The sequence below is a fragment of the Chryseobacterium angstadtii genome, from assembly GCF_001045465.1.
GTDB classification, from domain to species: Bacteria; Bacteroidota; Bacteroidia; order Flavobacteriales; family Weeksellaceae; genus Chryseobacterium; species Chryseobacterium angstadtii.
On the sequence record NZ_LFND01000010.1, the window covers coordinates 1 to 11,957 of the forward strand.

Annotated in this window: 14 protein-coding genes; 10 read left to right on the forward strand and 4 right to left on the reverse strand. The window is 29.2% G+C overall.

Going from position 1 to position 11,957, the window contains the following annotated elements; translation table 11 throughout:
- Window positions 1-246: 246 nt before the first annotated feature.
- A complete protein-coding gene (locus ACM46_RS22655; RefSeq protein ID WP_048508955.1) occupies window positions 247-915 on the forward strand; it encodes a hypothetical protein in 669 nt (222 codons plus the stop codon).
- Between the two features lie 507 nt (window positions 916-1,422).
- On the opposite strand, the gene ACM46_RS22665 is transcribed toward ACM46_RS22655, so the two are convergent.
- Genes ACM46_RS22665 through ACM46_RS22680 form a run of 4 tightly spaced genes read right to left on the reverse strand, consistent with a single transcriptional unit; the run spans window position 1,423 to window position 5,131 of the window.
- Window positions 1,423-3,285 carry a type IV secretory system conjugative DNA transfer family protein gene (locus ACM46_RS22665; RefSeq protein ID WP_083997504.1) on the reverse strand — a complete coding sequence of 621 codons (1,863 nt, stop codon included), beginning with the start codon at window positions 3,283-3,285 and terminating at the stop codon, window positions 1,423-1,425.
- Window position 3,286: 1 nt separating this feature from the next.
- Window positions 3,287-3,925, reverse strand: a complete 639-nt coding sequence (locus tag ACM46_RS22670; RefSeq protein WP_048508958.1) for a hypothetical protein — start codon at window positions 3,923-3,925, stop codon at window positions 3,287-3,289.
- Window positions 3,909-4,697, reverse strand: coding sequence for a relaxase/mobilization nuclease domain-containing protein (locus ACM46_RS22675; protein WP_048508959.1), 789 nt, complete (start codon window positions 4,695-4,697; stop codon window positions 3,909-3,911). Before ACM46_RS22675 ends, ACM46_RS22670 begins: the two co-directional genes overlap by 17 nt.
- A complete protein-coding gene (locus tag ACM46_RS22680) occupies window positions 4,694-5,131 on the reverse strand; it encodes a plasmid mobilization protein (RefSeq protein WP_048508960.1) in 438 nt (145 codons plus the stop codon). The genes ACM46_RS22675 and ACM46_RS22680 overlap by 4 nt, the downstream gene beginning before the upstream one ends.
- Before the next feature lie 718 nt (window positions 5,132-5,849).
- Between ACM46_RS22680 and ACM46_RS23460 the strand changes: the two genes are divergently transcribed.
- The 9 genes from ACM46_RS23460 to ACM46_RS22720 all read left to right on the forward strand — a co-directional run bounded on the left by ACM46_RS23460 (window position 5,850) and on the right by ACM46_RS22720 (window position 11,387).
- Window positions 5,850-6,023, forward strand: coding sequence for a hypothetical protein (locus ACM46_RS23460; RefSeq protein WP_157859475.1), 174 nt, complete (start codon window positions 5,850-5,852; stop codon window positions 6,021-6,023).
- Window positions 6,004-6,933, forward strand: a complete 930-nt coding sequence (locus ACM46_RS22685; RefSeq protein ID WP_048508961.1) for a replication initiation protein — start codon at window positions 6,004-6,006, stop codon at window positions 6,931-6,933. Before ACM46_RS23460 ends, ACM46_RS22685 begins: the two co-directional genes overlap by 20 nt.
- Before the next feature lie 65 nt (window positions 6,934-6,998).
- Window positions 6,999-8,603: a hypothetical protein gene (locus ACM46_RS22690; RefSeq protein ID WP_048508962.1), complete on the forward strand. Its 1,605-nt coding sequence runs from the start codon at window positions 6,999-7,001 to the stop codon at window positions 8,601-8,603.
- An 18-nt stretch (window positions 8,604-8,621) separates the two neighbouring features.
- Window positions 8,622-8,969 carry a hypothetical protein gene (locus ACM46_RS22695; protein ID WP_048508963.1) on the forward strand — a complete coding sequence of 116 codons (348 nt, stop codon included), beginning with the start codon at window positions 8,622-8,624 and terminating at the stop codon, window positions 8,967-8,969.
- A gap of 346 nt (window positions 8,970-9,315) precedes the next feature.
- Window positions 9,316-9,894, forward strand: coding sequence for a ParA family protein (locus tag ACM46_RS22700; RefSeq protein ID WP_048508964.1), 579 nt, complete (start codon window positions 9,316-9,318; stop codon window positions 9,892-9,894).
- Between the two features lie 29 nt (window positions 9,895-9,923).
- Window positions 9,924-10,181, forward strand: coding sequence for a hypothetical protein (locus ACM46_RS22705; RefSeq protein WP_048508965.1), 258 nt, complete (start codon window positions 9,924-9,926; stop codon window positions 10,179-10,181).
- Window positions 10,182-10,230: 49 nt separating this feature from the next.
- Complete coding sequence (locus ACM46_RS22710) at window positions 10,231-10,428, forward strand: hypothetical protein (RefSeq protein WP_048508966.1); 198 nt, start codon at window positions 10,231-10,233, stop codon at window positions 10,426-10,428.
- Window positions 10,429-10,761: 333 nt separating this feature from the next.
- Window positions 10,762-11,046: a type II toxin-antitoxin system RelE/ParE family toxin gene (locus ACM46_RS22715; protein WP_048508967.1), complete on the forward strand. Its 285-nt coding sequence runs from the start codon at window positions 10,762-10,764 to the stop codon at window positions 11,044-11,046.
- A gap of 32 nt (window positions 11,047-11,078) precedes the next feature.
- Complete coding sequence (locus ACM46_RS22720) at window positions 11,079-11,387, forward strand: HigA family addiction module antitoxin (RefSeq protein ID WP_048508968.1); 309 nt, start codon at window positions 11,079-11,081, stop codon at window positions 11,385-11,387.
- Window positions 11,388-11,957: the final 570 nt, after the last annotated feature.

The window sequence follows — 11,957 nt, forward strand, 5'->3', positions numbered from 1 at the left end:
AACAAATTTGGTGTAGGCGTAAAAAAAACTACTGAGCAATAAACTTTTTCGAATATTTTCAGCTTTTATTTTAACACGTCGAGTTTTGTCGTTTTTCTCCTATACTTTTGCATTAATAATGATATTTAATAATTACAAATAACTATTAATTAGAGTATTGAAAAAAAAAAATACATAAATATTATTTCACAAACTAAAAATAATATTTATATTCGCCTACACTTTAACCCATAAAAAATAAACATTATGAAAAAAATTAAAATTTTATTAGCAGCTGCCACAGTTGCTCTATTTTCATTAACTACTTTAATTTCATGTAGTGAAAATGATTCTTCAGAATTAACTCAAAACACGACTACTGCAAAAGGTGATTCAAAAACTATGGCAAGAATAAGCGATAAAGATTTACCAACTGCTTTGTCTGAGGATGTAGATTTTAGAGCTTTATCTGATATGATTGTTTTTTTTGAAGAAATGCCAAAGAAACAAAATTTTGTAGCTAATTTTAATAGAGAAACTTTAGAATCTCAGAAAGATGATGCTTATTTTATTTCTTTATCAGGATATACTCAACAAGAAGTAACAGATGCTAAGACTAAACTCAATTATCATTCAAAGCAAATATATTCTAAATTTCCTCAGTTGTACGAATATAATCAGACTGATCTATACAACATTATAGAAAGTGCAAGTGATTTATATTACAATGAGATAAGTTTAGGAAGTAAGGTTAAATGTTCTACTTGTTCGAAACTAGGAAGAGCAAAAATGGTATTTTACACAGCAACAGGGGCTGCTACATGTGCTTCTGTAGCCGGTCCTTTTGCTTTATGGGCAGGATGGGCATGTGGAACGGCTGGATTTGCCGTAGCTGGGTATGAAGCACTTGCATGTTTAGAAGATTGTCAAAAATAATCGTATGAAAAGAATCTATAAAATTATAGCTCCTATATTCTTTATTGTTATTATAACTGGTGGCTTTACTAAAAATATGGAATTTCCAGTCACCAAGTTTATAATTTCAGTAATATTTGGTAGTTCTATTTATAGTATTTTAGTCTTATTAAAAAAGGAACATTTATTTAGTTATTTAATAGGATTTTTCATCCTTATATTGCTAATTACTAGCTATATAGAATTTATCTTCTATATAGAATTTTTATTAGGCTTAATTGTATTATTCATATGGTCATTATTTAAGAAATATTTAAATAATTTTAAGTTATATAAAAGATAAATAACTCATTAAAAGCTCCTACTTTTTGTAGGAGTTTTTTGTGCTTAAAATTCACAACAGTTAGGAAATTTGAGGAAACGTAATATCGTAATTTTTATAACCATGTAATATAAATATACTCTTTTACGAAGTTGATCTATACTCAATTAATAAAATTCTGTATTCCGATTGATTTCTCATTTTATCTATTCTCCGCCTACTTTCTTAATAAAATTAAAATCTTCGTCCTGTGATTCTTTTCTTTCCTGCTCTTCTTCTAATGTGGGTTTAATCAGTTCTTCTCTGTTTACTGCCTTTGGATATTCCAATTCTCCTTTTAAAATTTGTTCGGCTTCTTTTGATACTCTCTCGTAATACTCTTGTATTTTTCTTGGACTAGTTCTCGGAACTACACTTGCTAAATCTACCTTTGTATTTGTTTTACTCATTTTATATTGAGCATAAATCAAAGGATTTTCATTTTCTACAATGCGTCCTACAAACTCTCCTACTCCTAAGTTCATAAATTCGGAACTCTTAAAAACATCTCTTTCCTGGTAAGAATAACTTTTCCCTTTATTATTCTGTAATATGGATGTATTTTTCTTATTTGTACTTTTAGTTTCAAAAAGTCTGTCTTCTTTTCCAAACTGTTTACTTAAAATATCTGCAGTATGACTACTTGCAACCCTTCCATAAAAATGACTCCCACAAGCAGAAAACAATACATCTGCTTTCTCTTTTCCGTAACCATCAATTAATTGGCTTAAATCCTGAACGAATAAAATTGTCGATATTTTATTGCTTCTCCCTGTGTTCGGAATTACTTCTATATTCGGAATAAATACCGTAGGTGATTCATCCAGCATCACAGTTGATGGCAATCTATCCGGTTGGTTCATCATTTTAGAACCTACAGAAGTAACCAGGCTACAAAGAGGCGCAATTGTTCCGGATATTGTAGGATGGCTTCCTACAACCATAATACTAGGGTTTTCTAAACTATTTAACCGTAAATCAAATTCATCAGCTCCAAAAATCCACATAAATTCCGGAGTATTAATTTGTGCAACAGCTCCCTGTAAACTTCCTACTACTCCGGCTATCTGTTCACTCGCTCCGCTTTCTACTGCAGTAGCAATGGAAATAATCATACTCCGAACCTCTTTATCTTCACAAAGTCTCTCAATCAATTCTTTATAAGGGTTTTGAAGAAGAGCCAAAGCATGGGGCAAATCGCAATATTGAGGGTGTTTTTTTCTTAAATACCAAATTACTGCAGTAAGTAAATCCGTTGCAGATCTGCTCCAAAAATCCTCTTTCCGGATGCTTTCTTTCATGAGGTTCTTAATAATTGCACTTGCGTACTCCCTTGCGTATGCTGAAAATGGCATATATAAAGGGTTTAACGGATTTACCCTATGGGATAATTCAGCGTTTCCAAAATTAAGATAATAGCGTTTTACAGGACTTTGATTTTCTGTGTAATAATTCTCTACTTCCTGCCCTAATGTCGGAAATTTAAAATCATAAATAATTCCTGTGAAATTTTGCTTTGAAAATTCTCTGATAAATGGAATCGCAAAACTTTCTGATTTTCCACTTCCTGCACCTCCTATAACTAAGATTCCTCTAAAAGGATTTGTAATCTCTATTTTTTCATTTTTACTAGTCTCAAGAGTTAAAACATTCTTTGCTTTTAATTTTTGTTCAACTTCTGCAGAGGATTTTTTATGATTAGACATTATTCCTTTCCACACGATAAGAAAAGGGTATGTAACAATCATTTTATAAAAATTAAATATTGGTTTAAATATTCTAGGTAAAAAAATTCTTAGAACTCCTAATTCTATAAATACTACTATTAGGAAAAAGCCGAATGCACCAATAAATCTGAAAAACGCTTGTCCTCTTGAATATTTTTGAGGTGTGACTAATTCACTTAATCCCTCTTTCATTCCCGAGAAAAGCTCTGAATGAACACTTGATATTACAGCCCATAAAAATACTACACTAATTAAAATCGCAATGAATGCGACTAACATTAAAAGACCTTTTATTTTTTGCATTTTATTTGGTATTAGTTTTTTTATTCTGCTTTTCCTGCTCCTGTTGTTTATTCAACCAGAGTTTAAATGATTTGCTGTCATTTGGATTCTCTTTTACCCATTCATTAAACCTATCATTATTGTAAATTAGATTGTCTAAATTTTCTTTTTTAGTAATGGTATAACCGTTTTTTGCATACTCAGAAAGTAAATCTTCTTTACTTTTAACACTTGTAGAATAAAAATTAACTGCTAAATATGAAGCTATTCCGGATATCACTAAAGAAATAATTAGTAGAAATACAGGCAGTTTCCAAAAGCGATTAAAAATAGATTCTATTTTATTTATTTTGTTTTGATCTTGAGCCGACAAACTAACAGAGATTGATTTTATTTTTTCAGTTCCGGCTTCCATGATCTGCTTGAGATCTTCTCGGTTCTGCTGATAGCTTTTTGAGATATCCCGGTTAATGGCTTGACTTAATTTTTCAATTGTTTCTGTATGGTTCTGCAGATCCTTTCCTTTCTCCGAAATTTGAGAAATAAATTGTTCCTGGTTTAAAGTGAACGTTTTAAATTCCTGCTGAATTAATTGATTAGAAACATGTATTTCTTCTAAAAGCACCTGTAACGGATTCTTTGTTTTATCTGCTTCTTCCATAATTTTGCGTTTTTGCTTGTTTTAGTTCGTTTTCTTTTAGCTTTTTATCTAAGTCACTTATTTTGGTTTTTCTGTCTATTTCAGATAGTTTGTAGCCTTTTTTTGCGAGTTCCTCTCTCCTGCTCATGTCTTCTTTATTCTTAAATTCCTGTAGAGGAATAACTCGTGCTCCATTTAGTTTATTCCCCTCTTTATAACTTAATTCTAAATGATACCCCTGTGATTTCATTTTCTCCGCCACTTCTCCCCAACTCCTGGAGGAACCAACAGAATTTTGCAGAGAAGCTTTTATCTCTTCCTTTTTCTCTTTCGCAAATTCCTGAGCTGTTTTCCATCCTCGTTCTCTTGACATTGCTTCTACAGCCTTTCCGGATTTCTCACCTATATATTGACTATTAATAGTGTTTTTTGCAGAAAAATCTATCCTATTTACTATAATATGTAAATGCGGTTCATCTGTATTATTATGTTTAACAGCATACCATTGATTCTCTCCAAAATGCATTTTTTCAGCGTAATCTTTTGCTATTTTTTCCCAATCTTCTTTAGTAAGCTTTTCGCCTATTTCTTTAGGAGGACTTATAACGTTTTCAATATATTTGTTTTCTGTCCGGGAATTAAGATTTGCTATATCTCTCATTTCTTCCCAGCGCTCTTTGGCGTTCTCCCCAATCATATTATTTTGACAAATAAATTCGTGTTGCTTATCCTCTCTTTCTTTATATAATGCTGCGGCTAAACTACCTTTTACAGATTTTGCTTTAGCTATCATCTTGTAAGATTGCTTTTAATTAAACTAATAATTTCTTTCAGCTCTTGTTTAAAATCATTTTTTTCATTTTCATTCCAAACATCATTTCTGAAGAAGTTTGCTATCCTACTGAAGTGCGTTTTATAATCAGATAATATTTTATTTCTCTCCGGATTTGGTAATGAAATATTTAATGCACTTCTACGAAATAATTCAGATTCAGTAATTCCGTATGCTTTTGCAAGAGCTTCTATTTCGTTTTTTTCAATTTCATTTAATCTAACATTTTTTTGAAATTCTCTTTTTTTTGATAATATGGGTCTTCCTCCCAATTTTCCTCCTTCTGCTCTTTTTTTACGGATTTCTTCTTTTCTGGTACTCTCCTGCATTGCCCCCTCGAGTTTCTCTAACTCTTTTAAAAAATCATCTGAAAAGTTTATATCATCTATATTCATTTGAACAATTTATATATTTAAAAAAACACGGTTTTTTCCGTTTGTGACGATAGGAACAAACCAAGAAGTAAAAAGTAGACAAATACCTGAAAGGTTTTGTATATCTTTTTAGACTTCTTGACCATTCAGCATTAACCTTTTTAACTATATAAAAGTAATAAAAATTTTCTAATTATATATATTAGAACTTATTCTATAATTATTATTTCAAAAAAAGAAGACTGAAAAAGGAAAATAACATAAATAAAGGATAATTAAAATGAATAAAAACTATCCTTTCAAAATAAATTGGTGATAAATGTATCGTACGATACATAAAAAAAGAGGACTAATAAAAATTATAATTATAAAAATAATTTAATAATTCACAATTATCATATTTACAATAATTAACTTAATTTTTATAAAATACAAAAACAATAAAAAAGGATTAATTTGTTCTATATATAGGCAAAATCTATCACAAATAAAATGTTATGCTACACATAATATCCGCCCGCAACCTGATTTTTTTGAATCTCTCTTTCTCGTTTTTTTGTTTTTCTTCCACCCTGCATAAGACAGAATGGCAGAAAATTTTTACTCCAATAGAAAAGATAAAAGTCCGATTGAACAAACGTATTCTTTAAAAGATTTAATACTTTAATACTTTAGTATTTTAAGGCATTGTAAATTTTTGATTTTCAATAAATTACAGCTTTAAAAAGAAGTTTTTATCATGGAAAAAGAAGTTTTTATCATGATAAAAGAAGTTTTTATCACGGAAAAAGAAGTTTTTATCACGGAAAAAGAAGTTTTTATCACGATAAAAAAACATTTAAAAAAAAGCATTGTTTTAATTACTTCTTTTTGTATTTTTGAAAAAATATTTCATGGAACTAATAGATGTTAATCTTCAGGATAAGGTTGTTATGCAACATAATGCTATAACCTCCGGACGTTATGATTTTACAGCTTGTCAATTAGATCTTCTTTTTATGATTTTGGCTCAATTAGAAATCGGAAAAACAGAATATACTATACACACAAGCGATATTGAGGCTATAACAGGCAGACAATGGCAAATAAACCAATTGACAAAAAGTACTGAACTTATTCTTACTAAAATGTTCGAAGTTGAAGATTCAGAAAGTTACACGCAATTTGTGTTATTTCAATATTTCAAATATTTGAAGGGGCAAAGAAGTATTCAAGTTAAATTATCAGAAATTGCACTTCCCTACTTTTTTGAGCTAAAAAGCAACTTTACTGCATTACAGCTTAAATCTACACTTTCTGTAACCTCTAAATATGCCAAAAGATTATATGCATTGGGTTGTCAATGGCGTTCAGTGGGTAAAAAAAGATTTGAGATTGAAGAACTCAAAAAAATGCTTGGATTGATTGATAAAAAAGGGAAAGAACAGTTTGAAGAAATATCTGCTTTTAGAAAAAATGTTTTGGATATTGCTAAAAAACAAATCAATGAAGAAAGCGACATTTATTTTGATTATAAATTGATAAAACAGGGGCGTTCTTTTCGATGGGTTGAAATCTATGTTAACGCTAAAATGGCTCAACAGCTGATAATAAATTTTGAAGAAAGCATAGATAATCAAAAATACATATCAAAACTGGTCGTTTACGGGTTTTCTCAAATACAAGCAGAGTTGATTGCCGGAAAAGAAAAAGAATCCAATTTTGACATCTTAATTACAGAGTTGAATGAGAAAATAAGACAGAGAAAACTGAAAATTGAAAATTCTGTCGGCTACTTGGTGGGTGTTTATCAGAAAAAAGGAATATTACCTGTAAAAAATTAAACCTTAAAAATTATACAACTTCATTGAAGCCAAAGAAAAAGGATTGGATCAATATATAATACCACATGGGAAAACACAAAGAACATAAAACAAATAAAGAGTATGTACAAAAAATGTATGATCTGCATCATGGTGTTGGAGCCTATACTATTTTACATGTGGGGGAACCCGACAAATATTATAGGAGAAAAGTAGTTGCCTTTTGTAATAAACATGGTAATCTAGTAAATACTAATTTAGATTATAAGGCTAAGCCCTCTGATTGTTCCGGTTGTTTTTCGGAATCCAATAGTAAATATACAGTCGATAGTATTCAACAAAAATCTATAACACTCTTTGGAGATATTTATAATATTAAAGGCTTTGAAAATAACGTTATTACTTTAGATTGTACTCTTCATCAAGAAACAAATATAACTCAGACACTAAATGGTCATTTTCATGGATATACACCTGATTGTAAAAAATGCAGGGAAGAGAAAAAAGAAAAAAAACATGAAGAGAAAAGGAAAATTAATATAGAAAATACATTCAACGATCTTACAAAAAAATTTATTGCAGGAGAGTTTTTTTATAAACCATTAAAAGTTTTTTTTAATGAAGAAAATAAAAAAATGGTAAAAGTAGAATGCTTGAAACATAAAGATGAAAACGGTAAAAATCCTGTATTTTCTATAAGTGCAAATAGTAAATCAGATAAATCTTATAATTGCTCGGGATGTCTTTCTGAGATAAGAAGTGAAATTAGATCTTTGTGTATTGAGGATTTAAAAACGATTATCAAAAGCTCTAATGATAAAATTATTAGCGAAAATTACTACATCATTGATTTTTTAAAAGATAAAAAAGGAAAGATACTGCAAGATGATTTTGGAAATAATTTAGTAAAATTAGGTTGCAATATCTTAGACCATACTGAGCCTTTCATACAATCAGCAACCAATATAGGAATCCAGAGAGGATGTAATCATTGTAATAAAAAAAGAAAATATAGAAAAACTGCAGAAGATTATATATCCGAAATTAGACAATTAATTTTTTCTGCAAATTTGGAAGATGAATTTGAATATAATAATAGAATTGGTAGAGACAGAAGGGGAAAAATAAAATTTAATCTAATTTGCAAAAATTGTAATACTCCTAGTTGGCATTATAAACAACATATAAAAGAATCTACTGCTACTTGCCCTAAATGTAAACCAGGAGAATCAAAAGGAGCGAAAAAAGTAGAGAGATATTTGCTTCTTCATAAACTGCAATTCAGCAAAGAAAAAACATTTCCAAACTTGAAAAATATACAAAGTTTAGCTTATGATTTTTATCTTCCAAAATATAATTTATGCATTGAATTTGACGGTTTACAACATTTTGAAGCTGTCAATCACTTTAAAGGCTTAGAGAAATTTTTGGAAACAATTTCAAGTGATTTAAAAAAGAACAATTATTGTAAAAAAAAGAAAATTAATCTTTTGCGAATTGCGTACTATGATTATAAAAACATTGAAAATTTTATTTCAACTGCTATAAAAGAAATTGACAGAAAAAAAGAAAATAATTTTTTATATAAAATTTTCTATACTCCAATTATTGTATGGAGAAGGAGAAAACACAAAGAAAAAAAGGGAAGAATTGTTTTTTCGACTATAACAGGTTTAAGCTCCAAACCATAAATATTATATCTTTATCAAATGATAACCGTAAAACATCCTTTAGAAAAATACAATACAGCGCAGGAAAATTTCATTAGTAACCTTGCAGAACAAGACAAAGAGTATCATTCTTTGCTGTTTTCTTACGGTAATGCAAGCTATCTCTATCATCATCTACCCATAGAACCTACTTTGGAAGATTATACAGAATGGTTAGAGGGTCTGCAAGAAAACATTAGAAAAGATATGCAGTCCAAAGGATATGAAGCCTGTAAAAGTATTTTATCCTTTACCCGATATGTTAGAGAAAAAAGAGATATCGGGATGGAAGATTTTGTAATAGAAAAAATGGGAATTGAGCAGTACCGGAAGTTTAAAGACCTCTAAAGCAATGTTTTTTTTGATTGCGCATAAATCGGCTTCGCCTACTCATGTATGTTGAGGAGAATTATAAATTCTCTCAACATACATTCGGAAAAAAGAATATATTTATATTGCAGAGTTGCAGAAATGCAATTTTCATCATTTTGTGTTTTTTAAAGACGGTTTTTTAGCTGTCTTTTTTCATTCTGTAGGGGTATCAAACTGAGAATAAAATAAAAAAATGGTACAATTCCTCGCACCATTTTGCCAAATCACAACCAAAAATTATATATCTAATTGAATAACAAATAAATTAATTTTTTTTGCATATTTTTGTATATACGTAAATACACACATACGTATATATAATATGGCAAAAATCATTTTAACAACGCACCAAAAAGGAGGTGTAGGAAAGTCTACCCTGACTTTTAATATGGCTTTAGCGTTAAATAATGAGGTTAAAGTCTGCATTATAGATTTGGATTTACAGGGTTCTTTATGGCGTTCCCGAACGGCATCAGATATTCCAGTTTTTTCTGCAGATGAAATGAATGATGTCTTAAAATCAGACTTCGATTTTATTTTTATTGACACTCCGCCCTATCTTAATGAGAAACTTCCTGAATTGGCTAAGTTGGCAAATGTTATTGTAATACCTACAAAAACCGGAATTTATGACCTCTTAGCAATAGAAGACACAATAAGTATTATTAAAGATTCAAAGAGCGAAAAAAAGGCGTTAATTGTTTTTAATATGGTAAAACCAAATACCACATTAACCGGTGAAATGCACGAAGCAATGGAAAAGCATAAAATCCCAATTGCAAAAAATTACATTTCCGACTTGGTAGCTTTTACTCGTTCTGCAATAAATAATGAAATTACAGACCAAAAAGCCAAGTTTCAGATAGAAAACCTAACTCGTGAAGTATTGGAAAGAATTTAAAATCATATATCCGTATATACATATATATTATGGGAAAACCTACTAAATTAGGCGATTTTGCAAAAAATCTTACAAAAGAAAGAAAAACACCTTTGCAAATGGTCGTCCCTGTTAAAGAGAAACCATTGACAAAAAAATTCCTTATGAATATGCCTTTAGATACCTATGAGTTTTTAAGGGAAAAAGCATTTAAAGAAAATACAGATATTAAAACTCTTGTTCTAAATGCTATTGAAAGAACATATTTTAAAGTAAGTCGTGAAGAAGTAATGAAAGAATTGGAATAATGAAATTGAGTATTAGAATTAGATAAAAATAACTTTAAAAATAATAAATATGAAAAATGTATCTAAACAAAATTTAATCATTGCATTGCTTGTCCTAAACTTTGTGTCTATTTTAGGATTGCATTATTTTGCTCAAAAGCAAGATGAAAAAATAGATAAATTGTCCTACAATAAAAATATTTCCTGGTCTGAACTAAAAATTAGACATGATGTTGATATGTTATTATTTGGTGAACCTTTAAATTAATAATACATATCTTTGCTTTAGAAAAGAACAGGATTTATAAAATCTGAACAACTTAACGGCAGGATTTACAAAATCTGAACAGTTCTTTTTCTTAAAATAAAAATCTGGAAGTAATTCCGGATTTTCTTGTTTATGCTATTTTATTTTTTTGATATCGTCTGCTCTGTAAATATCCGAATCTTAAAAAATTGAACAAAAGAACAACGAACGTCAAGTGTTTTGAAAAAAACAAGAAGACTGAGGAATTGACAACTGAAATTTTTTCAAAATAAATAATAATTTGCATATCTAAAACGTAATGCGTAACTTTACACCTTACAATTAATAAGAGTAATGATCTATTCTATAACGCATAAAGGCTTAAAAAAATACTGGACGAAAGATGATTCTAGTAAATTACCCTCAGAAATGATTGATAGAATACGTGAAATTTTAGATATTATTGATAGTGTTGAAGAAGTTCCTCAAGATTTTGAGCCTTTTAAAGGACTGCGATTGCATCCATTAAAGGGGAAATTAAAAGGGTTTTGGTCTGTGGACGTTACTGGTAATTATCGCATCATTTTTAGATTTGAAAGTAAAAATGCTTATGATCTAGATCTATTAGATACTCATTAAGATTGTAGAACCGAAAAATCGAATTTTATTATATGAAACCTATAGTTCGTGCTATCAAGCACAATACGCATCCTGGTGAAATTATTTCGAACCAGATTATTAAACCAAATAAATTAACAGTTGATAGAACTGCTAAATTTCTAGGTATTACACGACCTACTTTATCTAATATTGTTAACGGTAAAAGCGCAATTACTCCCATTATGGCAATAAGAATTTCCAAAGTTTTTGGAGGTAATGCTGCATTTTGGATTCGCTTACAAACTGCTTACGATCTAAGAGAAGCCGAAAAAGAGTTTGAAGAAAAGCATATTGAATTAGATAAATTCGAATTTGCCTAGATACTAAATTATTATCAATATAAAAAGGAGTGCTGAAATTCAGTACTCCTTTTTAATCTAAACATTTTATTTTTTTCCCTTTTATTGCTACCATAAATCTGACATGTATGAACTTGTAAATTTTCAATTCTTTGTAAATCCTATAGAGAAAGGATTAATAATATTACATTATCTAAAATAAAGTTGCGGTCGCCCACCTGCATGTCCTAAAGATAAATTTTTCCTATTTTGTTATTTTATAACAAATTTGGTGTAGGCGTAAAAAAAACTACTGAGCAATAAACTTTTTCGAATATTTTCAGCTTTTATTTTAACACGTCGAGTTTTGTCGTTTTTCTCCTATACTTTTGCATTAATAATGATATTTAATAATTACAAATAACTATTAATTAGAGTATTGAAAAAAAAAATACATAAATATTATTTCACAAACTAAAAATAATATTTATATTCGCCTACACTTTAACCCATAAAAAATAAACATTATGAAAAAAATTAAAATTTTATTAGCAGCTGCCACAGTTGCTCTATTTTCATTAACTACTTTAATTTCATGTAGTGAAAATGATT